Source organism: Mycobacterium sp. IS-836 (assembly GCF_001954275.1).
Lineage (GTDB): Bacteria > Actinomycetota > Actinomycetes > Mycobacteriales > Mycobacteriaceae > Mycobacterium.
In genome coordinates, this window is the sequence record NZ_MBEU01000003.1 from 21,868 (window position 1) to 46,305 (window position 24,438).

The 24,438-nt window shown below is 67.0% G+C and carries 23 protein-coding genes; 13 read left to right on the forward strand and 10 right to left on the reverse strand.

Annotation, left to right across the window (positions count from 1 at the left end; translation table 11 throughout):
* Positions 1-42 precede the first annotated feature (42 nt).
* Together A5747_RS01160 and A5747_RS01165 are read left to right on the forward strand one after the other, a co-directional pair.
* Positions 43-651 carry a TetR/AcrR family transcriptional regulator gene (locus A5747_RS01160; RefSeq protein WP_076121688.1) on the forward strand — a complete coding sequence of 203 codons (609 nt, stop codon included), beginning with the start codon at positions 43-45 and terminating at the stop codon, positions 649-651.
* Positions 639-1,679, forward strand: a complete 1,041-nt coding sequence (locus tag A5747_RS01165) for a DNA polymerase IV (RefSeq protein ID WP_198938108.1) — start codon at positions 639-641, stop codon at positions 1,677-1,679. Before A5747_RS01160 ends, A5747_RS01165 begins: the two co-directional genes overlap by 13 nt.
* Here A5747_RS01165 and A5747_RS01170 read toward each other — a convergent pair.
* Both A5747_RS01170 and A5747_RS01175 read right to left on the reverse strand, forming a co-directional pair.
* A complete protein-coding gene (locus A5747_RS01170; protein WP_076121690.1) occupies positions 1,641-2,537 on the reverse strand; it encodes an SDR family oxidoreductase in 897 nt (298 codons plus the stop codon). The two genes, A5747_RS01165 and A5747_RS01170, sit on opposite strands and share 39 nt — an antisense overlap.
* Before the next feature lie 27 nt (positions 2,538-2,564).
* Entirely contained in the window at positions 2,565-3,197 is a 633-nt protein-coding gene (locus A5747_RS01175; protein ID WP_076121692.1) for a TetR/AcrR family transcriptional regulator, read from the reverse strand.
* Between the two features lie 117 nt (positions 3,198-3,314).
* On the opposite strand from A5747_RS01175, the gene A5747_RS01180 reads away from it, so the two are divergent.
* Positions 3,315-4,796, forward strand: coding sequence for a cytochrome P450 (locus tag A5747_RS01180; protein WP_076121694.1), 1,482 nt, complete (start codon positions 3,315-3,317; stop codon positions 4,794-4,796).
* A gap of 10 nt (positions 4,797-4,806) precedes the next feature.
* Here A5747_RS01180 and A5747_RS01185 read toward each other — a convergent pair whose 3' ends face one another.
* Complete coding sequence (locus A5747_RS01185) at positions 4,807-5,274, reverse strand: homocitrate synthase (protein WP_076121696.1); 468 nt, start codon at positions 5,272-5,274, stop codon at positions 4,807-4,809.
* 378 nt (positions 5,275-5,652) lie between these two features.
* Between A5747_RS01185 and A5747_RS25005 the strand changes: the two genes are divergently transcribed.
* Positions 5,653-5,823, forward strand: a complete 171-nt coding sequence (locus A5747_RS25005; protein WP_158070244.1) for a hypothetical protein — start codon at positions 5,653-5,655, stop codon at positions 5,821-5,823.
* A gap of 67 nt (positions 5,824-5,890) precedes the next feature.
* Here A5747_RS25005 and A5747_RS01190 read toward each other — a convergent pair whose 3' ends face one another.
* Positions 5,891-6,649, reverse strand: a complete 759-nt coding sequence (locus A5747_RS01190; protein WP_158070245.1) for a prolipoprotein diacylglyceryl transferase — start codon at positions 6,647-6,649, stop codon at positions 5,891-5,893.
* A gap of 450 nt (positions 6,650-7,099) precedes the next feature.
* On the opposite strand from A5747_RS01190, the gene A5747_RS24715 reads away from it, so the two are divergent.
* Positions 7,100-7,279, forward strand: a complete 180-nt coding sequence (locus A5747_RS24715; protein WP_142245417.1) for a hypothetical protein — start codon at positions 7,100-7,102, stop codon at positions 7,277-7,279.
* A gap of 66 nt (positions 7,280-7,345) precedes the next feature.
* On the opposite strand, the gene A5747_RS01195 is transcribed toward A5747_RS24715, so the two are convergent.
* From A5747_RS01195 to A5747_RS01205, 3 genes are all read right to left on the reverse strand, one after another.
* Positions 7,346-8,341, reverse strand: a complete 996-nt coding sequence (locus tag A5747_RS01195; RefSeq protein WP_076121700.1) for a sensor histidine kinase — start codon at positions 8,339-8,341, stop codon at positions 7,346-7,348.
* Positions 8,342-8,461: 120 nt separating this feature from the next.
* A complete protein-coding gene (locus A5747_RS01200) occupies positions 8,462-9,910 on the reverse strand; it encodes a FadR/GntR family transcriptional regulator (RefSeq protein ID WP_076121702.1) in 1,449 nt (482 codons plus the stop codon).
* 4 nt (positions 9,911-9,914) lie between these two features.
* Positions 9,915-11,105, reverse strand: a complete 1,191-nt coding sequence (locus tag A5747_RS01205) for a thiolase family protein (protein WP_076121704.1) — start codon at positions 11,103-11,105, stop codon at positions 9,915-9,917.
* Positions 11,106-11,164: 59 nt separating this feature from the next.
* On the opposite strand from A5747_RS01205, the gene A5747_RS01210 reads away from it, so the two are divergent.
* The gene (locus tag A5747_RS01210) at positions 11,165-11,515 is read left to right on the forward strand and encodes a Zn-ribbon domain-containing OB-fold protein (protein WP_076121706.1); all 351 of its coding nucleotides are present in this window, start codon (positions 11,165-11,167) and stop codon (positions 11,513-11,515) included.
* A gap of 609 nt (positions 11,516-12,124) precedes the next feature.
* Positions 12,125-13,183 carry a hypothetical protein gene (locus A5747_RS01220; protein WP_076121708.1) on the forward strand — a complete coding sequence of 353 codons (1,059 nt, stop codon included), beginning with the start codon at positions 12,125-12,127 and terminating at the stop codon, positions 13,181-13,183.
* A gap of 28 nt (positions 13,184-13,211) precedes the next feature.
* Here the strand turns inward: A5747_RS01220 and A5747_RS01225 are convergent, their stop codons facing one another.
* Positions 13,212-15,374 (reverse strand): acyl-CoA dehydrogenase, encoded by a 2,163-nt coding sequence (locus A5747_RS01225; protein ID WP_076121710.1) that lies wholly within the window; start codon positions 15,372-15,374, stop codon positions 13,212-13,214.
* Positions 15,375-15,490: 116 nt separating this feature from the next.
* The gene (locus A5747_RS01230; RefSeq protein ID WP_076121712.1) at positions 15,491-16,249 is read right to left on the reverse strand and encodes an SDR family NAD(P)-dependent oxidoreductase; all 759 of its coding nucleotides are present in this window, start codon (positions 16,247-16,249) and stop codon (positions 15,491-15,493) included.
* Positions 16,250-16,361: 112 nt separating this feature from the next.
* Between A5747_RS01230 and A5747_RS01235 the strand changes: the two genes are divergently transcribed.
* From A5747_RS01235 to A5747_RS01260, 6 genes are all read left to right on the forward strand, one after another.
* Positions 16,362-17,891, forward strand: a complete 1,530-nt coding sequence (locus A5747_RS01235) for an ATP-dependent DNA ligase (RefSeq protein ID WP_076121898.1) — start codon at positions 16,362-16,364, stop codon at positions 17,889-17,891.
* A gap of 44 nt (positions 17,892-17,935) precedes the next feature.
* A complete protein-coding gene (locus tag A5747_RS01240; protein WP_233147910.1) occupies positions 17,936-20,179 on the forward strand; it encodes a carbon starvation CstA family protein in 2,244 nt (747 codons plus the stop codon).
* Between the two features lie 90 nt (positions 20,180-20,269).
* On the forward strand, positions 20,270-21,100 hold the full coding sequence (locus A5747_RS01245) for an oxidoreductase (RefSeq protein ID WP_076121716.1): 831 nt from the start codon (positions 20,270-20,272) through the stop codon (positions 21,098-21,100).
* Positions 21,101-21,219: 119 nt separating this feature from the next.
* Entirely contained in the window at positions 21,220-21,462 is a 243-nt protein-coding gene (locus A5747_RS01250; protein WP_076121718.1) for a DUF1918 domain-containing protein, read from the forward strand.
* 112 nt (positions 21,463-21,574) lie between these two features.
* Positions 21,575-22,351, forward strand: coding sequence for an enoyl-CoA hydratase/isomerase family protein (locus tag A5747_RS01255; RefSeq protein WP_076121720.1), 777 nt, complete (start codon positions 21,575-21,577; stop codon positions 22,349-22,351).
* A 24-nt stretch (positions 22,352-22,375) separates the two neighbouring features.
* Positions 22,376-23,671: an acyl-CoA dehydrogenase family protein gene (locus A5747_RS01260; RefSeq protein WP_076121722.1), complete on the forward strand. Its 1,296-nt coding sequence runs from the start codon at positions 22,376-22,378 to the stop codon at positions 23,669-23,671.
* Between the two features lie 7 nt (positions 23,672-23,678).
* Here A5747_RS01260 and A5747_RS01265 read toward each other — a convergent pair whose 3' ends face one another.
* On the reverse strand, positions 23,679-24,365 hold the full coding sequence (locus A5747_RS01265; protein WP_198938109.1) for an MspA family porin: 687 nt from the start codon (positions 24,363-24,365) through the stop codon (positions 23,679-23,681).
* Positions 24,366-24,438: the final 73 nt, after the last annotated feature.

A 24,438-nucleotide genomic window follows, 5' to 3' on the forward strand; every position in this document is an offset into this window, starting at 1 on the left:
GGACCCTGGTCCGTTTTATTCCGAACGCGTTAAAGTGCAGGTATGAGCGATGGGTTGCGCGAGTTGCCGGTGTCCGCTCCCCAACAGCTCCCCCAGGAGCGAGGTGACGCGGCGCGCAATCGCGCGCTCCTGCTGGACGCCGCGCGCAACCTGGTCAAGCTGCGCGGCGCGGACGCCGTCACCATGGACGATGTCGCTGCGGCCGCCGGGGTCGGCAAGGGCACCGTCTTCCGCCGATTCGGCAACCGGGCCGGCCTGATGATGGTGCTGCTCGACGACGACGAGCGGGCGAGTCAGCAGGCATTCCTGTTCGGGCCGCCACCGCTGGGTCCCGACGCGCCCCCGATGGATCGGCTGGTGGCCTTCGGCCGGGAGCGCATGCGATTCGTCCACGCCCACCACGAGCTGCTGTCGGAAGCCCACCGCGATCCGCAGACCCGCAACAGCGCGCCCGTCTTGGTACACCGCACCCACGTCCGGGTGCTGCTCCAGGCGGCGCACACCACCGGCGACCTCGACGCTCAGGCCGACGCCCTGCTCGCACTGCTCAATGTGAACTACGTCGAGCACCAACTCAAGGACGGCGGCCACACCCTCGAGACGTTGGGCGACGCGTGGGAAAGCCTGGCGCGCAAGCTGTGCGGGCGGTGACCAACTGGGTCCTGCACGTGGACCTCGACCAGTTTCTGGCGTCGGTGGAACTGCGGCGTCACCCCGAACTGGCCGGGCTGCCGGTGATCGTCGGCGGCAGCGGCGATCCCACCGAACCGCGCAAGGTCGTCACCTGCGCCTCGTACGAGGCGCGTGAGTTCGGTGTGCACGCGGGCATGCCGTTACGTACCGCCGCTCGCCGCTGCCCGGACGCCACGTTCCTCCCGTCGGATCCCGCCGCCTACGACGCGGCGTCCGACGAGGTGATGGGATTACTGCGCGACCTGGGGCACCCCGTCGAGGTGTGGGGCTGGGACGAGGCCTACGTCGGTTTCGCCGGCGAGCACCCCATCGAAATCGCCGAAAAGATCCAGACCGTCATCTCCTCCGAGACCGGGCTGTCCTGCTCGGTGGGCATCAGCGACAACAAACAGCGGGCCAAGGTCGCCACCGGCTTCGCGAAACCGGCCGGCGTCTTCGTCCTCACCGACGCGAACTGGATGAATGTGATGGCCGACCGGCCCGTCGACGCCTTGTGGGGCGTCGGCCCCAAGACTGCGAAAAAGCTTGCGGCCCTGGGGATAACGACGGTTCGCGAACTCGCCCACGGCGACGCCGAGCTGCTGACGTCCACCTTCGGCCCGCGCACCGGCCTCTGGCTGTTGCTGCTCGCCAAGGGTGGCGGCGACGCGGAAGTCAGCGCGGAGCCGTGGGTTCCGCGCTCCCGAAGCCACGTTGTGACGTTTCCGCGCGATCTCACCGATCGCGCCGAAATGGATTCGGCGGTAACGGCATTGGCCCGCCAAGCGCTCGACGATGTCGTGGCGGGCGGGCGGATCGTCACCCGGGTCGCGGTCACCGTGCGCACCGCGACGTTCTACACCCGCACCAAGATCCGCAAGCTGGCCGCGCCCACCACCGATGCCGACGTCATCGTCGCGGCCGCGCTGCGCGTCCTGGACCTCTTCGAACTCGACCGGCCGGTCCGGCTACTCGGGGTGCGACTCGAGTTGGTCATGCCGGCGTGACGGCACCGGGGCGGGCCGTAGCGCGCGCGTGAAGATGACGTTGACCCGGCGCATCGCCACGCTGTAGGGCCACCACGCCAGCCGCTTGAACGCGTACAGCGCCCGGATGTCCTGCGAGGTGTAGATGAGGTACCGATTCTTTGCGACCCCGGACAGGATCTTGTCGGCCGCCCTCTCCGGCGAGACGGCGTGACCGCTGAAGCGGTCTATCCACCGGCGGACGTTGGGGTCCTCGCGATCGACCCCGGCGATCTCGACGGTGTTGACCAACGGGGTCTTCACCGCGCCGGGCACCACGAGCGACACCCCGATGCGGTGCCGGGCCAGGTCGAAGCGCAGCACTTCGGAAACGCCGCGCAGTCCGTACTTGCTGGCGCTGTAGGCGGCGTGCCAGGGCAGCGCGACCAGCCCGGCCGCCGACGACACGTTGACCAAGTGCCCACCCCGCCGGGCCGCCACCATTCGGGGGACGAACGTCTCGATGACGTGGATCGGACCCATCAGGTTGATCGCCACCATCTTGCTCCACTGCTCGTGGGTCAGCCGGTCGACGGTTCCCCAGGCCGACACCCCGGCAATGTTCATGACCACGTCCATGCTGGGTTGCTTGGCATGAATGGCGGCGGCGAACGCCGCCACGTCGTCATAGTCGGCGATATCCAGAGCCTGGTACTCCGGCACGCTCGCGCCCGCCGCGCGGGCGTCGGCGGCCGTCAGCTCAAGGCCTTCGGGATTGCGGTCGGTCAGATACAGTTCGGCTCCCTGCGCGGCCAGCCGTAACGCGGTGGCGCGGCCGATGCCGCTCGCCGCACCGGTGACCAGACACCGCTTCCCCGCGAAATATCCCTTCTGCGCCATGGCCGTGACGATACCGCCGGTGACGCCTTAGCTCTGACCGCCGCCCCACAGCGAATTGAGCCACAACTGCTCGAGCACCCGCACGCCGCGCTCCACGTCACGGTCGGCACCGAGGAAGGTGACGTCGCCCGACAGCATCATCGCCGTGGTCGCGCCGAGCATGCGGACGAGAGCCGGTACATCGTCACTGATCGGATGCGCTGTGCCGGCGGCGATTTCGTCGTCGACGATGCTGACAATCTGGTCGATCACGACGTCGATCTGGCCGTCCAGGATTTCCCGGATCTTCGCGTCCGTGTTCCGCGCGTCGTTGCACGCGGTCATGATCGGGTCGTTGTGGGCGAACACCGTGGCGGCGCTGCCGACCATCCGCCGCGCAAACGCCGCCGGCGTCTCGCCGGGCGCGCGCGGCGCGAAGTACTGCGTGAGCTCCTCGAGTTCGTGCGTTGCCTCGGCCAGGATCACGGCAAGCACGTCGTACTTGGAGTCGAAGTAGAAGTAAAAGCCCGACCGTGCGATCCGGGCCCGCTCGCTGATGGTGGCGACGGACAGGTCCGCGAACGAACCCTCTTGCAGCAGCTGCCGCACCGCGCTGATGATCGCCTCCCGCTGAAGGTCGCCGCGGCTACGCCGGGCGGTGGGCGTCGGGTCGGCTGCCATGGTCTGACCTTGTCATCCCGTCCAGAAAAGACCAAAACTTGACAGGCGTCAAGTTCGGACTTCAGGATGGGCTGAAGTGCTAGCGCGCACGTGTCCCGGGATCGCAAAGGAGCGTCCATGGCCGCCACCATCAGCACCCCGCACTACCTGCTCGACCAGGCGCGGCGCCGATTTACCCCGTCGATCAACAACTTTCCCGGCATGGGACTGGTCGAACGAAGGCTGCTGAACACCCAATTCCCGGAGCACAAGCTCGCCGATCCGCCGCCCGGCAGCGGGCTCAAGCCGGTCCTGGGTGACGCGGGACTGCCGGTCATCGGGCACATCATCGAGATGCTGCGCGGCGGGCCGGACTATCTGATGTTCCTCTACCAGACCAAGGGGCCGGTCGTGTTCGGGGACTCGCCCGTCCTGCCGGGGGTCGCGGCGCTGGGCCCGGACGCCGCGCAGGTCATCTACTCCAACCGCAACAAGGACTACTCGCAGCAGGGCTGGGTCCCGGTGATCGGGCCGTTCTTCCACCGCGGGCTGATGCTGCTCGACTTCGACGAGCACATGTTCCACCGCCGGATCATGCAGGAGGCGTTCGTCCGCTCCCGGCTGGTCAGCTACGTCGAGCAGATGGACAAGGTCGTGTCGCAGGTGGTCGCCGACGACTGGGTGATCAACGACGCGCGCTTCCTGCTTTACCCGGCGATGAAGGAGCTGACCCTCGACATCGCGTCGATGGTGTTCATGGGCCACGAGCCCGGCACCGACCACGAGTTGGTCACCAAGATCAACAGGGCGTTCACCGTCACCACCCGCGCGGGCAACGCGATCATCCGCACCAGCGTGCCGCCGTTCACCTGGTGGCGCGGCCTCAAAGCGCGCGAGCTGCTGGAGAACTACTTCCGCGAACGGGTCAAGGAACAACGCGGAAAGAACGGCACCGATCTGCTGTCGGTGTTGTGCGAGTCCGAGGACGAGGACGGCAACAAGTTCTCCGACGAGGACATCGTCAACCACATGATCTTCTTGATGATGGCCGCCCACGACACGTCGACATCGACCGCGACGACGATGGTTTATCACCTGGCGGCCAATCCGGAATGGCAGCAGCGCTGCCGCGACGAATCCGACCGCCTAGGCGACGGCCCGCTCGACATCGAGTCGCTGGAGAAGCTGGAGTCACTCGACCTGGTGATGGACGAGTCGATTCGGATCGTGACCCCGGTGCAGTGGGCGATGCGGCAGACGGTGCGCGACACCGACCTGCTTGGCTACTACATTCCCAAGGGCACCAACGTCATTGCGTACCCCGGGATGAATCATCGCCTGCCGGAACTCTGGACGGATCCGTTGAAGTTCGACCCGGAGCGGTTCTGCGAGCCGCGCAGCGAGCACAAGCGTCACCGCTACGCGTTCACGCCATTCGGTGGCGGTGCGCACAAGTGCATCGGGATGACCTTCGGGCGGTTGGAGGTCAAGACGATCCTGCACCGGCTGCTGCGCCGCTACCGACTGGAACTGCCCCGGCCCGGCTACCAGCCGAGCTGGGACTACGGCGGCATGCCGATTCCGAAGGACGGCATGCCGATCGTGCTGCGCCCGCTCTGACGCGGCCGGCCTAGGCGGCTGCGAGCAGCCGGTTGGCGCAGGCGATGACCGCGCGCAGCGCCGACTGCGTCGGATCCTCCGACCAGCCCATCGCCCACTCGGAGCGGATCCCGTTGCTGCCGCAGATGAAGGTGGCGGTGAATTCGCCCGATCGCAGCTGATGGAACCTCAGTGTCTCGACGGTGATGCCGCGCTCGTGCAGCATCTCGGTGAGTGCGGCGATCGGTCCGGTGGCAGAGGCGGTGGAGACGCTGATGCGGTCGCCGACGGCGATCATCGCCCGAAAGTTGCGGGCTTGCGGACCCAGTCGCGCCGCGGGCCGATCGGCGTCCGTGCACGCCCAGTGCCCGAGTCGCAGCGGGCCGGCCGTGGGGCCGTAGGTCGCGACGAAGTTCTCCCACGTCATCGCCTCGGCTCGCTCCCGCAGACCGCGCGGCAACGTGGGAAGAGGCTGCGAAACTGGCTTCGAAAGGGGCATGGTGTCGGGCTTCTCTGATCAGCAGGAGCGACCGACGACGTAGCTTCCGACCCACAGCGGGGGGTCGGTCTGGATCAGACCCCGCTGCGGGTACTGGCTACTACGGCACGCTTGAGAAGACGCACGAGCGCCGAGGCTAGCCGTCGGCGGCGGGCAACGCAACTGCCTTTACGGCGGTTTCACTACGAACGCCCGCAGCGAAACGAAATGCCAAGTCGCCCAATGCTAGACAGGTACCTTCGCCCCAACCGGCGCGACGACCGCTCTTCGGCGTGCTTTTCGCCCGAAAAACTTACTTGTGCGTCAAAAAAGGCATAGCATCTGCTTGGTGGTTCTAGGCGCGATCGTGGTCACTACAGGCACGTGAAAGGCAAGCCAATGAATGCGAAGCGCAAAAAGGTTCTGAAAGCCGTGGCACTGGGCGCGGGACTTGTCGGGCTATTGCTGCTACCGACGGGATGTCTGATGACGTCGTCGCCGGTCGAGATTCCCGCGGGATCTCTGGGAGCGCCGGTCACGGTCGTGGCGCCGCCGCCCACGGTGGAGTAAAAGGTTCAACAGGGCACCCACGCGGGCACGTCGTCGTCGGGCTTTTCGGCCGGCACAACGACGGCGGTCACCGCAGTTTGAGTACGAACGCCCCCAGCGAGACCGCCGCCAGCACCGCGGAAAACGCCACATTGAGACGCGTCGGCAGGGCGGTGCTCGCGGCGTCCGCGCGCAGCAATTCCAGACCGAGCCGGCCAGTCCCGTACGCCGCGGCCGAACCCAGAAATAACAATCCGGGACGTGCGGACGGCTCGTACAACCACACTCCCACACCCAAAATCGTTGCCGACCAACCCGCTTCGAAGAGCTGTGTCGGGTACCGGCGCTTCCATTCGCCGCGCTCGTCGGGCAGCCATAACCCGAAGGGCCCCTGCGTTTCTCGTCCAGAGCAGCAGCCATTGATCAGGCAGCCGATGCGCGTCACGGCCATCCCGACGAGCATGATGATGCCCACGCCGTCCCAGGCTCGCCAGAACTCCAGCCCCATGAGGTGCAGCACCGGCCACGAGACCGCGAAGCTGAGCACCAAGCCGCCGTAGAGCGCGGCGCCGGCGTCCTGCACGCGCACGGCACCGTCGGCAAGCGATTGTGGGTGGCCAATGAAGTACCAGATGCGCGCGCCGATCAGGGCGAACACCAGCAGGATTAGCGCGGCCGGCGCGAAACGCGAGTAACCCAAGCCGGTTTCGTGCCCACCGAATGCCACACCGAGCGCAAAGCCGAAGTAGAGGAGTCCCGCGAAGGTCGGGATGCCATGTCGCCCAATGTGGAACAGGTACCGTCGCCCCAACCACCGCGACGTCCGGGTAGTCGGCGTGCTTTTCACCCGCAGTATCTTACTTGTGTCTAATAAAAGGCATAGCATCTGCTTGGTGGTGTCAGGCGCAATTCGTGGCCACGCACCGGCAAGTGAAAGGGCAAGTCGATGGATGCGAAGAACAAGAGGCCCCTGAAAGCCGCGGCATTGGGCGCGGGCCTTGTTGCGGTCGTCCTCCCGACGGGGTGTGCGGCACAAACAGGAGAGCCGGCGCCGATCCCGGCCCCGGCTGCGGGGCCACCTTCCTCGGTAATGGCGCCGCCGCCCACCGTCGCGTAAAAGGTTCAACCAAGCACCCACCCGGGGCGCGTCGTCCCGCGGCCGATCGGCCGCGGGCCCGTTGACCTGCGGGATGTCGGCCGAAACCTCTTGGTTTACATGTGTTGAATAGTGGTTATCCCCTGTCGTTGGTGGTGTTAGCTCCCTACGCCTAGCACCCGCGCATGAAAGGCAGGATTCATGAACAACACGAGGAAGACCCTGAAAATCGCCACGATGTCCGCCGGGCTCGTCGCGGTCTTGCTACCGACGGGGTGTTCGACCACCACAGGATCGGGCAACGGGATCGACGTCGGGGTCAACCTCATGCCTGCTCCGGGAGCGGCCCATACGGTCGACGCGCCGCCCGTCCCGAGCTAGTCGATACAACGGGCGCGACTCGCTGGGACCGCGGCGCGGGGGCCGGTTCCAGCGGGTCGCCTTCTTCTATCCAACCGGCCGCGGTGAGGGATCAAGCCGCAGATAGGCCTGGATGGTCGTGCCCGCCGGCGTGCAGTGGGTGCGCACCAAATCCGATATGGCGTTCACCAGAAATAGTCCCCGGCTGGCGGGTCCGCTCGGGCCCGGATTCAGCCGTCCAACCAACGGGTCGTCGAGGCGTCCGCTGTCGCGCGCCTCGCAGACCAAGTGCTCGTCGTCTCGCCAAAACGCCAATCGGCACGCGCCGTCGGTGTACATCAAGCTGTTGCTGGCCAGCTCGGTGGCGATCAACTGCAGATCCTCGATGCAGTCCTGCGACAGTCCGACCCAGTCGGCATAGTTCACGGCGAAAGCCCGCGCCAGGCGCAAATCCGCGGACTTGCGAACCATGCACGTGACGGCCCCGGGATTGATCGGCAAGGGTTCGTTGCAGCGCGCCATCACGGCGTCGGGCGCGTAATCGGCGCTGGGATGCAGCGAACCGCTGCTCCACAGCATCGGGTGGGTGGCACGGACGTCCGCCAGCACGTCCTCATCCAGACGGCTGGCATCGTAGAGGCACAACCCCGTCACCGCGTGACCGTCAAATGCCTCGTTCACCAGCGCCTCACGCTCTACGCAGGCCCAAAGCTCATCGTCGGTACGGCCCGGCCAGAAGACTTCGCTGACGATTCGCACCCGCCGGTTGGGGTGTTCCTCGACGAAGGAACCCTCCATGGCCATGAATCGATTCGGATTGCGGGCGACCTCGGTGGTGTCGGCCATCCGCAGGCCGTCCGGCGCCCCGCCCGCGCCGGACAGCTCGTCATGTACGAGCGCCATCATGTCGCCGGGCACGGCGACGAGCACCGGTTCGTCCATCGCAAGCCCGTCAATGACGAAGCCCGCCACGAAATCCAGGTACTCCCGCTGAGAGTGATAGAGGAGCGCGGTGTGAACGAAGCCCTGATGTTCCCTTTCCGTGCCCCAGCTCACTTTTTCGGCGCTCCCGCTTTCGATCACAATGCCAACCCCCTGCTGGACCGGCGCCCTGCCTACGCGTTACCTACCCCAGTACCCCGTGCGCGCGTGGGCTATGCAGGTTATGGGTCACAAAGCGGGCTCGCCCCAACTGCGGCTCGATCACAGCCACCAGGAGGCCGCGGCGTCCAGATGACGACGGATGCGGTAACGCGCGAGGCTGTCGTCCCCGGCGGCCATCGCCTCGAGAATCCGACGGTGCGCGTGTTCGACGGCGACGACGTCGGCCGCGGTCGGCAGCGCCCCGCCGGTGCTGAACCCGTGCCGGCGGAACAGCTCGACGATGATCCTGAGGAACAGGTCCAGCAACGCGTTGCCGGCCAGTCGCGCCAGTCCGACGTGGAACCGGAATTCTTCGACGGTGGCCGTGCGCACTTCGTCTGCGGTTTGGTGGTTCTCGCCGAATGCGGGCCCATGCGTCTCGAGGAAGGCAGCCACGTCGGGTTCGCTGCGCCGCTTGACGACTTTGGCGACGTTGTCGATCTCGATCGCGTCCCGGACGCAGCGTAAGTCTTCGCGGCTCGGCTTGCGGTACTGCAGATAGAGCGCGATGGTGTCGATGCTGGCTTGCGCCTGAGGTTGGGTGACGACGAGCCCGCCGCCGGGTCCGCGCCGCATCCGAGCCACCGAGTGATATTCGAGCAGCCGCACCGCTTCGCGCAGCACCGCGCGGCTGACCCGGTAGCGCGCCAGCAGCTCCGTCTCGGTCCCGAAGACCGACCCGACCCGCCAGCCGGCGCCCGCGATGTCGTCGCCGATGTTGGCCGCCAGCACCTCGGCCAGCTTGGCCCGCGGCGCCTCGGGGTTGAGTCGCCGCTGGCGTGCCCTGCTACGGCGCCCGTCGCCATGCTGCTGCAGCCAGGCGGTGACCGCTTCCACGTGGCGCTCGGACAGCGTCTTGGCTCGCGCCGAATCACCGGCGGTGACGGCGGCGACGATTTCGGAATGGTCGTTGTGCATGTAGTCGATCGCCTCGATGGCCTCGCTTGCCGATTCGGTTCGCGACTGCAGCGCGTATCGCTTGGTGAGCCGCATCAAGATTTCGATAAACAATTGCAGGACGGGGTTTTTGGATCGCTCGGCCAGCGCGATGTGGAATTCGTCTCGCGGCACCGGCAGACCCGGCCTCCAGTGTTCCTCCGCGCGCAGCACCGCTCGCAGCCGACCGATGCCGGCTTCGTCGATTCGCTCGGCGGCAAGGGAGGCCGCCAGCGGCTCGAGGACCAGGCGCGCGTTGAGCAGGTCGGCCGGCGTCGTGCCAAGGTACTCGAGATAGATGACGATGGCGCGGGTCGCCGGGCCAGCGTCCGGCTCGCAGATGAGCAGTCCACCGTTGGGTCCGCGGCGCATCCGGGCGACCTGATGATGCTCCACCAGCCGAACGGCTTCCCGCAGCACGGATCGGCTCACGCAAAAGCGTTGTTGCAGAGCGTGTTCGGAACCCAGCGACTCGCCGACAGGCCAGCCGCGGCGAACGATGTCCGCCTCGATCTCGCGGGCGATCGTCGAAGCCAATTTGTTCGCTGGGCTGGCCTGCGGAGTGGTACTCATCGTTTCAACAGGTGAGCAACATGCATCCCGCGACGGGGCCACCGCCCACCGAAACCACGCCGACCTCCGGGCGCCGCGACACCTGCCGCTCCCCCGCTTCGCCGCGCAACTGCAGACACCCTTCGTGCAACGCCCAGTACCCGTGCATGCGCCCGGCCGAGAGTTGGCCGCCATAGGTGTTCAGCGGCAGCACGCCGTCGCGGGCTATCCGGGCACCGCCCTCGACGAACGGGCCGGCCTCGCCGTCACCGCATACGCCCAGCGCCTCCAGCCAGGCCAGCGTGAGAAACGTGAAGCCGTCGTACAACTCGGCGAGTTCGAGGTCCGCGGGCTTCAATTCGGTGCGCGACCACATCTGTGTCGTAGCGTCCGACATCGCCATCTTGGGGTAGTCGTCGCGGTGGAACCAACCACCGGCGCCGTCGGACCCGCCGATCGCTTCGACCCGCACGGCGCGGTGTGGGCAGTCGCGGGCGTAGTCCGCGTGCGAGACCACCACGGCGATCGATCCGTCGATGGGGACATCGCAGTCCAGCAGGCCGAACGGTGTCGACACCGGCCGCGCGGCCAGGTAGTCGGCCATCGTCATCGGTTCGCGGTACACCGCAAGGGGATTCAGCGCGGCATTGCGTCTGCCGTTGAGCGCCAGCCAGCCCAGCTGCTCCTTCGTGGTTCCGTACAACTCCATGTGCCGACGGCAGTTCAACGCCAGCCAGTTCGCGGCGGAATACGCCTGTGCCGCAACCAGATCGTTGACGTCGTCCATCGCGCCGACGGCGGGACGCTCGGCGCCTTCGGGTGTCTCGAACATGCGCGCGAGCGCCGGCGCCGGCGCATTCTCTTCCTGCTTTAGGACCGTGCCGCCCAGCATCTGGATGGTTCGGTAGACCACCACGTGGTGGGCGCGGCGCTCGGCGACCGCCCGGCACGCCGACATCACCGGGCTCAGCAGGCCGCCGGTGCCGAATCCGGAGCCGCAGTCGGCCGCCTCGATCCGCAGGGCGGCGTTGACCTCCGCGGCCGGGGTGTCGCCCAGGGTCGCGATGCCGTCGATGTCGGCGGCCCCCAGACCCGCGTCGGCGATGGCGGATCGCACCGCCTCCATGGTCAGTTCGAATCCCGGGATGCCGGTGCGACGGCCTATTCGCGAGATCCCGATGCCCGACAAGATCGCGTCTTTTTCGAAATACGTCATATGCACCGCCCGAAGGACCAAACCCCACCGCACACACTGGACCAATAGAGTGTACTGTATTGGCCGTGCCAGCCGAGTCGCCGTCCCACCTGCTCATCGAGCATTGCGACCATTGCGGCCGCTGGGTTCATCCGGCTTCCGGCGAATGTCGCGTATGCGGCGGCCCGCTGGTGGCGCGACCGGTCTCCGGACGCGGCACGGTGTTCACCTACACGGTCAACCACCACCCGTACAACCCCGAGATACCGGTCCCCTACGTGATCGCGATCGTCGAGCTCGCCGAACAAAGCGGCCTACGCGTGGCCGCCAATATCGTTGACTGCGAACCGGATTCGGTCAAGTGCGGGATGACCGTCGAGGCACGGCCCGAGAAGGGCGCCGGCGGCGCCCCATTGTTCGCGCCCGCCTAACCTCCGAATTCTCTTCCGCGGCACAGCGCCGCGCAGTATGCTGCGGGTCCTTAACGACTGCGAATGATCCTTCTGCGAAAGGTTCGAAAAGCTTTGTTGGGATCGGTAGCGAACCGATCCCGGTGTAATTGCGAAAGCGGCGCCGAGGTAGGCGGCGCACGGGACAAAGGACCCCGCATGAACCTCAGTCGAAAAATCTCGCGAACCATTGCCGGTGCACTGCTGTCCGGCGGCGTTGCCGTCGTCGGCGTAGGGCTGGTCCCAGGTATCGCTCACGCCAACAAGGGACCATTTACCTGGTGCCCAGGGCAGTCGATGGAGTGGCCGAGTGGCCCGAACTCGTCTCGTGGCGTCGCACAGAACTACGCGTGGGATATGAGCGTGTGCCATACCTGGTACATCGTCGCCGACGGATGGGGCAACGTTCCCCGAATTGCGCTCAACGGGCAGCCGACGCTGCAGAGTTTCGCATACTTGGGACGGAGACAATCCCCCGCCCGATAATCCCTCGGGTGTCAATTGCGGGCCGGGCTGGTGTCCCGTCCCGCCGCACTACGACCCGGGGTTCCACGGATAGCCATCGACGGCAGCGGAAAGAAAAGAGGCGGCATGAGCATTAGCGACCAATCGGCCACATCGCGTCAGTTCGCAGCGTCCTCTGGGGCCTTCTCGCCCAACTGGATTCGATACTGGAAGGTCGGCTATTCGGCGATTTTTGCGGTGGCCGTCTTGTTTGGCGGGCTGCAGGTCTTGCGAGTGTTAAAGGTCATTCGCCTGCCCTCCCCACATATCGGCGCCCCGGTCATCTACGGCGTCGTGGTCGGGCTGCTGGTTGTCGGGGTGGGTTTTGCCGCCCGCATCTTTTGGCGATCGCGCCGCAAGTACCTCATCACCGTGAACAGCGACGGGCTCGCCATCGATCGGCGGCGCGGTGATGTCTATCCACTCGTTGATGCGCAGCTGGGCCTCTGGTTAGACAACGGGGTCGCGCTCCATCTGCGATGTGGCCGTCGCGATTTTGTTCTGGGCGGACGCGATCGTCGCATCGCTCCGACGACACGACTCGACGCGCCGCCGGTGTGGGTCGTCGACGCCTGGCTGGCGGAGTCAGGCTTCGATGAGCTGCTGCTCCTGGGTGGCCGGTCCGCTGCGCGCGGGCCCGCACCAGGAGAACCGACCCGGTGCCTGCTGTTTCCCAACCCGCTGCTGATCCAGGAAATGCGGCCATTCGCGCTCGTAAAGAAACACCGACTGACGCAATCGCTCTCCCAACCCCAACTGTTCATTGACGTCGACAACGACACGATCCAAGTGATCGACCCAAAAACCAACGCGCCCAATGCCCGAGCCTCGGCTTCGCAGGTGACCGCTACACCGGCTACCTACCAGCTCTCGGCAGGCCATGCGTTCCCGTCGGCCCAAAATGTCGCCTCAGATGCTGCGGGCCAGTACTTTTCGACGACGCCCGCCATGTCCGTCTGCGTTCCGGGCATGCAACCGCTGACCATCGGATGCCGCAATTTCGAAGGGCTCAAGCGGCGATTTTCGTGGTCCGCCAACGCGCCCGTAACGAATGAACCCCCTGCCTATACGGTCTCGGCGGCCGACTGGCTGACACTGACCGAAAACCTCGGCTTGGCGCCGTATCTAGAAGACACGTCGACCTAGCGCGGACGACAGAACAGGCCTTCCGTCGTTAGTTGATCAGCGGGTCGCGCGGCATGCCGAGAATACGCTCGGCGATCTGGTTTCGGGTCACCTCCGAGGTGCCGCCCGCGATCGCCATGCCGCGGGCGCCCATCATCATGCGGCCCGCGATCGCGCCGGGCCCGTCGAGCAGTGCGACCTCGGGCCCCAGCAACGCCGCTGAGATCGCGCCGCCCTCGATCATGTGCTCGGCCAGCTTGAGTTTGGTGACGTTGCCTTCCGGACCCGGTCCCGCGCCCTCCACGCTGCGCGCGGCGCGGCGCAGGTTCAGCAGCCGCAGCGCGTGATCGTCGGCGAGGAAGTTTCCGACCCGGATTCGCGCTCCCGCCAACCGATCTGACGCCTGAGCAAGCTGCACTAGTTTCGACGCCAGGCCCTCGTAGAACGATCCGCTGCCGCCGATGCTGACTCGCTCGTTGCCCAGCGTCGCCCGCGCTACCGTCCACCCCGAATTGGGCGCGCCGACGACATCTTCGTCGGGGACGAACAGGTCGTTGAAGAACACCTCGTTGAACTCCGAGCCGCCGGTGATCTGCCGCAGCGGCCGCACCTCGACCTCGGGCGCGTTCATGTCGACGATCACGGTGGTGATGCCGGCGTGCTTGGGGGCGTCGGGGTCGGTGCGCACGGTGGCCAGGCCACGCGCGCAGTACTGCGCCCCGCTGGTCCACACCTTCTGCCCGTTGATCTTCCAGCCGCCGTCCACCCGGGTGGCGCGAGTCTTCACCGACGCCGCGTCCGATCCGGCTTCGGGCTCGGAGAACAGCTGGCACCAGATCTCGTCCTGACGCAGCGCCTTCTCCACGAATCTTTCGATCTGCCAAGGAGTTCCGTGCTGGATCAGGGTCAGGATCACCCAACCGGTGATCGAGTAATCGGGGCGCTTGATGCCCGCCGCGCGGAACTCCTCTTCGATCACCAACTGTTCCACGGCGTCGGCTGCGCGACCCCACGGCTTGGGCCAGTGCGGCATCACATAGCCCGTCTCGATCAGCTTGTCGCGCTGGGCCTTCTTGTCCAGCGCGGCGATCTCGGCGGCGTCGGCGTGGATCCGCTTGCGCAGTTCTTCGGCCTCGGGCGGCAGGTCCAGGCTGTTCTCCCGGACGGCGCCGGCCGCGGTGCGATCGAAGACGTCGCCGGCCGGCGCGTCGCCGCCGAACAGCGCCGAACTCACCAGCGCCCGGCGCAGGTGCAGATGCGCATCGTGTTCCCAGGTGAAGCCGATGCCGCCATGCACCTGGATGTTGAGTTCGGCGTTGCGCGCATAGGCCGGGAATGCCAGCGCCGCAGCCACTGCGGCGATGAGGCGGAACTGCTCCTCATCCTCCGCCGCGGCACGCGAGGCGTCCCATACCGCGGCGATGGCCGATTCGACGGCCACCAACATGTTCGCGCAATGATGCTTCACCGCTTGGAAAGTGGCGATGGTGCGGCCGAACTGCTGGCGCACCTTCGCATAGTCGACGGCGGCGTCGACACAGTCCGACGCCCCGCCCACCGCCTCCGCGGCCAGCAAGGTCCGCGCCCGCGCCAACGCCGATTCCCGGGCCCCCGGCAGGATGTCCTCGGCGGCGATGCTCAAATTCTCCAGGCGCACCCGCCCGGAACGCCGGGTCGGATCGAAGTTGTCGGGCACGTCCACCGACATACCGGCGCGGCCGCGGTCCAGCACCAGCACGTCGTCGCCGGCCGCGATCAGCACCAGCTCGGCAAGCCCGGCGCCCAACACGATCCCGGCCTCACCGTCTGCGGTGCCGTCCTTGACCCGCACCTGGCCGTGCAGGCCGATGCCAGCGGTGAGCGTCCCGTCGATCAGGCCGGGCAGCAGCCGTGACTTCTGCTCGGCGCTACCGTCTTTGGCGATCACCGCCGACGCGATCACCGTCGGCACAAACGGTCCCGGCGCCACCGCGCGGCCGAGTTCTTCGGTCACCACCACGAGTTCGGGCAGCCCGTAGCCCGAGCCGCCGTGTTCTTCGTCGACGTGCAGGCCGAGCCAGCCGAGTTCCACCAGGTTCTGCCAGAACGGGGGCCGGGGTTCGTCCGGCGAATCGAGCAGCGAGCGCGCCGCCCAGCGCGCCTTCTGCGAGGTGAGGAACGCGCGGGCTACCTCGGCGAGTTCGCGATGGTCGTCGGTCAGTGCGATACCCATCGGGCCTCCTCGCTACCGGGCTGACTGCCTGCCCCGCTCCGAGGGGGAGCGGGGCGGCTGCCTAAAGAGGATACTGTATTGCCGCGAGGCCGCCGGCCCGGGGGCCGCGGGGTTGTTTACTTGGGCGCGAACCGTTGTCCCGCATCCAGCCGCAGGCATTGGCCGTTGAGCATCGGGTTGTCCACGATGGCGGCGACCAGCTTGGCGTACTCCTCGGGCCGGCCCAGACGCTTGGGGAAGGCCGCGTCCTTGGTCAGCGCCGAGGCGAATTCCTCCGGAATGCCCTTGGTCAGACCCGTGGCGAACAGGCTGGGCGCGATCGCCAGCACCCGGATGCCCAGCGACCCGAGGTCGCGCGCCATGGTCAGGCACATGCCGGCGATGCCCGCCTTGGCGGCGGTGTAGGCGACCTGCCCGATCTGGCCCTCGAAGGCCGCGATGGACGCGGTGTTGATGATGACGCCCCGCTCCTCGTCCTCGGGCTCGTTCTTACTCATGTGTGCCGCGGCCAGCCGGCTGATGTTGAAGCTGGCGATGAGGTTGAGATCGACGACGGACTGGAAGGACTCCAGGTCGTGGGGGCCGGTCTTGGTCATGGTCCGCTTGGCGATGCCGCCGCCCGCGGTGGTCACCACGACGTGCAGCCCACCCAGGTCGTCGACCGCGGCCTGCAACGTTTCCTCGGTGCCGCCGAAGTCGGTGACGTCGACGGGGTAGAACTTGCCGCCAACGCCTTCTGCGACCTCCTTGCCGTCGGAGCCCTCACGGTCGAGCACCGCGACCTGCGCGCCGCGCTCGTGCAGAAGTTCGGCGCTGGCACGCCCCATGCCCGAAGCGCCGCCGATGACGACGACCTTCTTCCCGTTGATCTCCATCCGGACCTCCCTTTTTTGGCTTGTCAGATTCCACGCAATCTGTAACGTTATCTAGGCACGCTAGCGTGTCGGCTCCGAAGGCTTGTCACCGAGCCATGCCAAGCTGGCGACCGTGCTCCTCCTCGACGTGGCGACGACGTCTGCGGACGTCGGCGGCACCGCGTCGCGCCTGACCAAGGTCGCCCACATCGCCGGGCTGCTCCGCCGCGCGGCGCCGGATCCCGAGCTCATCTCGATCATCGTGTCGTGGCTCTCGGGTGAGCTGCGGCAACGCCAGATCGGCGTGGGATGGGCGTCGCTGCGGTCGCGTCCGCCCGCGGCGTCGCATCCGACCCTGACCGTCAGCGGTGTCGACGCCGCGTTCTCCGAGATCGGTGCCGTCTCGGGCAAAGGGTCCCAGGCGCGGCGCGCCGAACTCGTGGCGGGCCTGTTCTCCGCCGCGACAGAAACCGAACAGACCTTTCTGCTGCGACTCATGAGCGGCGAACTGCGCCAGGGCGCGCTGGCCGGGATCATGGCCGACGCCGTGGCCCGCGCCGCCGGAATTCCTGCCGCCGCGGTGCAGCGCGCCGCGATGCTGGGCGGGGATCTACCCGCCGTAGCGGCGGCCGGTCTTACCGGCGGGGCCGCCGCCCTAGAGGAGTTCACGCTGCGGGTGGGCCGCCCCGGCGGCCCGATGCTGGCCCAGACCGCGACCAGCGTCGCCGATGCGCTCGAACGCCATGGCGGCGCAACGATTTTCGAGGCAAAGCTGGACGGTGCGCGCGTGCAGATCCACCGCGCCGGTGACCAGGTCACGGTCTACACCCGAAGCCTCGACGACGTCACCGCCCGGCTGCCCGAGGTGGTCGAGGCGACGCTGGCACTACCGGTGAGCGAGTTCATCGCCGACGGCGAAGCGATCGCGCTGCGCCCAGACAACCGGCCACACCGCTTCCAGGTCACCGCATCACGCTTCGGCCGTTCCGTCGACGTGGCCGCAGCCCAACTGGCGCAGCCACTTTCGGTGTTCTTCTTCGACATCTTGCACCGCGACGGCGTCGACCTGCTCGATGCCCCGACCACCGACCGGCTGGCCGCCCTGGACGCGCTGGTGCCACCCGCGCAGCGGGTCGACCGGCTCGTCACGTCCGACCCCGCGGCCGCCACCGACTTCCTGGACGCGACACTGGCCGCTGGGCATGAAGGCGTCATGGCGAAAGCGCCGGCGGCGCCATATCAAGCGGGCCGTCGCGGAGCCGGCTGGCTCAAGGTCAAGCCGGTGCACACGCTCGATCTGGTGGTGCTCGCCGTGGAGTGGGGCTCGGGGCGCCGACGCGGAAAACTCTCCAATATCCATCTGGGCGCGCGTGATCCGGCCACCGGCGGCTTCGTCATGCTGGGCAAGACCTTCAAGGGAATGACCGACGCCATGCTGGACTGGCAGACCGTCCGGTTCACCGAGCTCGCCGTCGGCGGCACCGACGGGCACGTCGTCGTGGTGCGGCCCGAGCAGGTCGTCGAGATCGCGTTCGACGGGCTACAAAAGTCGTCGCGCTACCCGGGCGGGCTGGCGCTGCGGTTCGCCCGCGTCGTGCGCTACCGCGACGACAAGAGCCCGGCCGAAGCTGACACCATCGACACCGTGCGAGCGCTGTACTGATTCTCCCCGGGCGGCAGACCCCCGGCCGTCGTAGGGTTTTGAGCGTGACGGAGCGCATCGCAGCACGCGAAAGCGATAACAGCCAGGTCAGCTACATCCGCACCGACGAGGACTTACCGGCCGTCGCGATCATCGACCGCTCACCGATAACCGTCCGGCACAAGATCGTCTTCGCGGTGATCGCCGTGCTCGGTGCCATTGCCTGGGCGATCATCGCGTTCGCCCGCGGGGAGACGGTGAACGCGGTCTGGTTCGTGGTCGCGGCGATCTGCACGTACATCATCGGGTTCCGGTTCTATGCCCGGCTGATCGAAATGAAGATCGTCCGCCCGCGGGACGACCACGCCACGCCGGCCGAGGTCCTCGACGACGGCACCGATTACGTGCCCACCGACCGGCGCGTGTTGTTCGGCCATCATTTCGCCGCCATCGCCGGAGCCGGACCGCTCGTCGGTCCGGTGCTCGCAACCCAGATGGGCTACCTGCCGTGCAGCATCTGGATCATCGTCGGCGCCGTCTTCGCCGGCGCGGTGCAGGACTACTTGGTGTTGTGGATCTCCACCCGGCGCCGGGGCCGTTCGCTGGGCCAGATGGCCCGCGACGAGCTCGGCGCGACCGGCGGTGCCGCCGCCCTGGTCGGGGCGTTCGCGATCATGGTGATCATCATCGCGGTGCTGGCGCTCGTGGTGGTGCGGGGGCTGGCGCAGAGTCCCTGGGGCGTTTTCTCCATCGCCATGACCATCCCGATCGCCGTTTTCATGGGCTGCTACCTGCGGTTCCTGCGGCCCGGGCGGGTGGCGGAGGTGTCGATCATCGGCTTCGTGCTGCTGATGCTCGCCGTGGCGGCCGGCGACTGGGTCGCCGAAACCCCTTGGGGCGCATCGTGGTTGAACCTGTCACCGGTGATGGTGTCGTGGTTGATCGTCATCTACGGCTTCGTCGCGTCGGTGCTGCCGGTGTGGTTGCTGCTTGCGCCGCGGGATTACCTGTCGACCTTCATGAAGGTCGGCGCCGTCGCCTTGCTGGCGGTCGGCATCTGCATCGCGCAGCCGATCATGCGGGCGCCCGCCATCTCGGGATTCGCCACACGCGGCGACGGACCGGTGTTCCCCGGCTCGCTGTTCCCGTTCCTGTTCATCACCATCGCGTGCGGCGCACTGTCCGGGTTTCACGCGCTGATCTCGTCGGGGACGACGCCGAAGATGCTGGAGAAGGAAAGCCAGATGCGCCTAATCGGCTACGGCGGGATGCTCACCGAATCGTTCGTCGCCGTGATGGCGCTGATCAGCGCGGCGATCCTCGACCAGCACCTGTACTTCACCCTCAACGCCCCGGCCGCGCAGACCGGCGGCACCGCGGCCAGCGCCGCCCACTATGTCAACGGGCTGGGGTTGTCGGGCGCGCCCGCGACCGCCGACCAGCTCAACCAGGCCGCCGCGAGCGTCGGCGAAAAGTCGATCGTGTCGCGCACCGGCGGCGCCCCCACGCTGGCGGTAGGCATGTCCGAGGTACTGAATCGGGCGTTCGGCGGCGCCGGGCTCAAGGCGTTCTGGTACCACTTCGCGATCATGTTCGAGGCGCTGTTCATCCTGACCGCCGTCGACGCGGGAACCCGGGTCGCTCGTTTCATGCTCTCCGACACGCTGGGCAACTTGGGTGGCCCGCTGGCCAAGCTGCGTAATCCGAGCTGGCGCCCGGGCGTATGGGTCTGCAGCCTGGTGGTGGCCGCGGCGTGGGGCAGCATCCTGTTGATGGGCGTGACCGATCCGCTGGGCGGCATCAACACGCTGTTTCCGCTGTTCGGGATCGCCAACCAGCTGCTCGCGGCGATCGCGCTCACGGTGATCACGGCGATCGTCGTCAAGAAGGGCCTACTGAGATGGGCGTGGATCCCGGGGGTTCCGCTCGTGTGGGATCTGGCGGTCACGCTCACCGCGTCGTGGCAGAAAATCTTTTCCGGGGATCCCGCGGTCGGTTACTGGACTCAGCACGCCCAGTATTCGGCGGCGAAAAACGCGGGCAAGACGGCGTTCGGTTCGGCGAAGAACGCCCACCAGCTCGACGACGTCATCAGGAACACCTTCATCCAGTGCACCCTGTCGATTCTGTTCGCACTGGTTGTCGTCGTCGTGGTCATCGCCGGAATCATCATCGCGCTCAAGGCAATTCGCGGTAGCGGCAGGCCGTTGACCGAGGACGACCCGGTGCCGTCGAAGCTGTTCGCGCCGTCGGGCCTGGTGCCCACGCCCAGCGAACGCAAGGTGAAGCGGCAGTGGGACGCCCTATGATTACGCGCCGAACGTCGACTTGTCGCGACGGGATGGGGCGAAATAGCGCAACAAGTCGACGCTCGACCCACTAGGTACGGAGGCGTTCTCATGTCCACCTGGCTCATCACCGGCTGCTCGACGGGACTCGGCCGCGCGCTCGCCGAAGCCGTCATCGCCGCCGGCCACAACGCCGTCGTCACCGCCCGCGACGTCGCGAAGGTCGCCGACCTGGAAGATCCCGAGACGCAGCGCGTGCTCCCGGTCGCGCTCGACGTCACCAAGCCCGATCAGGTCGCCTCCGCCGTTGCGCAGGCCGACGAGAGGTTCGGTGCCGTCGACGTTCTGGTTAACAACGCCGGCTACGGCTATCGCGCCGCGGTCGAGGAAGGCGACGACGCCGAAGTCCGCGCCCTGTTCGAGACGCACTTCTTCGGCACCGTCGCGATGATCAAGGCCGTGCTACCCGGCATGCGGGCCCGCCGGAGCGGCGCGATCGTCAACATCTCCTCCATCGGCGCCACCGTGAATCCGGTGGGGTCCGGCTACTACTCGGCCGCCAAGGCCGCCATCGAGGGCATGAGCGGCTCGCTTCGGGGCGAACTCGCTCCCCTGGGCATTTCGGTGACCGTCGTTGAGCCCGGGGCCTTCCGGACCGACTTCGCGGGACGCTCGCTCGTGCAGTCGGCCACCATCATCGATGACTACGCCGGGACCGCGGGGCAGCGCCGCAAGGAAAACGACACGATGGACGGCAACCAGGCCGGCGACCCCGCCAAGGCCGCCTCGGCGATCATCGCCGCAGTCGACTCGGACGAGCCCCCGGGGTTCCTGCTGCTGGGGCCCGACGCCCTGGGCCTGTACCGCTATGTCACCGACGCCCGCGCGGACGAGATCGCGAAATGGGAAGCCCTGACCGCCGGCACGAACTTCGACACCTGAACCCGCCCCGGCCCCAGTCATTTTCGGATTGCGCCCGCTGCGTCTTCCGTTGGGTGAGCAAAGCGCGCACGATTGGAGGGGTCGGCACGTCTCACAACCCCGAGAGAAGGGAGCGGGCGATGAAGGCCAGGGTCGGCGACTTCCTCGTTGTCAAGGGCACGACAACGGAACGGCATGATCAGCATGCGGAGATCATCGGGGTGCGCGCTGCAGACGGCTCGCCGCCGTACGTGGTGCGATGGCTGGTGACGGGCCACGAGGCGACGGTCTATCCCGGATCCGACGCGGTGGTGGTGACCGCGGCGGAGCACACCGAGGCCGCCCGGCGGGCCGCCGCGCGGGCCGGCCACCCGCGGACATAGCGACGCTTCCGGACGGCGACCCCAACGGAGAATAGCTTCGCCGTCTAGGAGAGGGATATTCTCCTCAGCCGAGAGACACATTACGATCGGTGATGATCGAAGGGGATCTCTGCTGACCGACACGCTGGAACTCGAACGTCCGCGCGACGGTGTCGCCGTCGTGCGTCTGAACCGACCCGACCGCCTCAACGCGATCAACGAGGCCATGCAGTCCGAGTTGCGTCGGGCGCTGGCCGATGCCTCAATCGACAACGCGGTACGCGCAGTGGTTTTGACCGGCGCCGGTCGCGGCTTCTGCGCGGGCATCGACATGCGTGACTTCGGGCCCAACGTGCCGGAGGCCGGCGCGCCGGCGGCGGACCGTTTGCGGTTCCAGGAGGACATGGCCGGATTGGCCGAAGCTATCCGTCAATTGCCGCAGCCCGTCATCGCCGCGGTCAACGGCCCCTGTGTCGGTGCGGGATTCGCGTTGTGTCTCGCCTGCGACATCCGGATCTGTTCGGCCGCGGCATCATTCGGCAACGGGGCCATCCTGCTCGGGTTGTCGGGGGCAGAGATGGGCATGAGCTATCACCTGCCCCGCATCGTCGGGACCAGCGTCGCGGCCGATTGGATGCTCACCGGCCGCACCGTTTCGGCCGCCGAGGCCGATCGGCGCGCTCTGGTCAGCGAAGTCGTCGAGCCGGATCGGTTGGCCGACCGCGCGCTGGAGCTGGCGTCGCTGATCGCGGATCTTGCCCCGCTCGGTGTGCAACTGACAAAGCGCGCGCTGCAAGTGAACACCGACGCGGCCGGTCTCTCGTCGGCGCTCGAACTGGAAAACCGCAACCAGGTGATCGCACATGCCACCGACGAGGCGGCGCAGCGCCGCGAAAAGTGGTCTCGCTGAGCCGCAACGCAGAGAGGACGACACATGGCGTGGGACTTCTCCACCGACTCCCAGTGGGCGCAACAACTCGAATGGGTCGAGGACTTCGTGCGCAGCGAATGCGAGCCGATCGACTTGATCGTCAAGGAGTCTCACGACCTAGGCGATCCGGTGCGTCAGGCGCTGATCCCGCCGCTGCAGCAGATCGTCAAGCAGCGCGGCCTGTGGGCCACCCACCTGGGGCCGCATCTAGGCGGTCCCGGCTACGGTCAGGTGAATTTGGCTCTGCTCAACGAGATTCTGGGCCGGTCGGAATGCGCGCCGATAGTCTTCGGGTCGCAGGCACCCGATTCCGGCAACAGTGAGATCCTTGCGCACTACGGCACTCCCGAGCTCAAAGCGCGCTACCTCGAGCCGCTGCTGGACAACCGCATCGTGTCGTGCTTCTCGATGACCGAACCGCAGGGCGGCGCGGACCCGAAGGTGTTCCGCACCACCGCGGTGCCCGATGGTGATCACTGGATCATCAACGGAGAGAAGTGGTTTTCGTCGTTCGCGTCGATGGCGTCGTTCATCATCGTGATGGCGATGACCGACCCCGAGGCGCCACCGTATCAGCGCTACTCGATGTTCGTCGTGCCCGGCGACACGCCCGGCATCAACGTGATGCGCGACGTCGGACTGGGGTATCAGCCGCCGGGCGGTGGGCGCGAAGGCTACGTGCGTTACGAAAACGTGCGGGTGCCGGCCGACCACATGCTCGGCCCGCGCGGCGGGGCCTTCGTCGTCGCACAAACCCGGTTGGGCGGCGGACGCATTCACCACGCGATGCGCACGGTGGGGCTGGTCCGGCGCATCTTCGACATGATCTGTGAGCGGGCGGTGTCGCGCTACACCCAGGGCGAGGTGTTGGCGAACAAGCAACTGGTCCAGGAGATGGTCGCCGACTCGTGGATGGAGATCGAGGCCTTTCGGCTGCTCACGCTCCAAACCGCTTGGAAGATCGACCAATTCAACGACTACAAGGCGGTACGCGCCGACATCTCGGCGGTCAAGGCGATGATGCAGAAGGTGCTGCACGACGTGTCGTCGCGGGCGCTTCAGCTACACGGATCGTTGGGCACCACTCACGAGATGCCGTTTGTGCAATACCTGGTGGAGTCGTTCGTGCTCGGCCTTGCCGACGGTCCGACCGAAGTGCACAAGGTGACGCTGGCCCGCCAATTGCTGAAGGACCGCGCGCCGGCTCCCGATCTGTTCCCCTCCGAGCACCTGCTGCGGCTGCGCGAGGCCGCCGAGGCAAAGTTCGCAGACAAGCTGGCCGGGATCGCGCGCGGCTAGGCGGCTTTCAAACGGCTTTCGTGACGCCGACGTAGGACAGCACCACGTCGGATTCATCGGTCACTCGAGTCAGGGTCGCGTAGGAGCGGATGAACGACTGACCCACGCATCCGTCGATCTTGACGTGGAAGTTGCTGATCATGACCCAGGGATCGGAACCCTTGAACTGTTTCTTGACCACCGGAACCACGATGATGACGCCGGGCTTGAGCCCCACGCTGAGCACGCCGTTCATCGGCGTGGTCACCAACGGCACGACACCGGGCACACCGGTGAATATTCCTGTAAAGGCGAGGCCCGGGCTGACGCCGGCGCTACCCGCCATCGTGACGCCGTTGGACGTGCTCATGTCGATTCCGCAGCCGATCTCGTAACCCACCTCGAGGACGCCTCGAGGCGGTTCCGGTCCTTTCAGCGAAGCAACGAATGTCCCGCTGGCGAGGTATTCGCGAGACGAGACCGCCGTCGTCAACGGCGCGACGGGAACTTGCGACTCGTCCCTCGCCCCGAGGGTCAACGTCCAGCCATCGGGAGTGTCCAGGGCTGCCGGATCGGCCGAGGGTACCTGCCCGTCGGCCGGTGGGGCCGCCTCGGCGGCGGCGGGCTCAACTTCAGGATCCGCAGTTCCCGGGGGCGCCATGGCCACCGATATGACGAAGCAGACGGCGACAACCGCAACGCGGTGCATAACCACAGCGATCGGCCTCACGCGCGACACCGTACGCAGCGCGAGATGCGAGTTGCGAAATTTGCTGGCCAGCCAATCA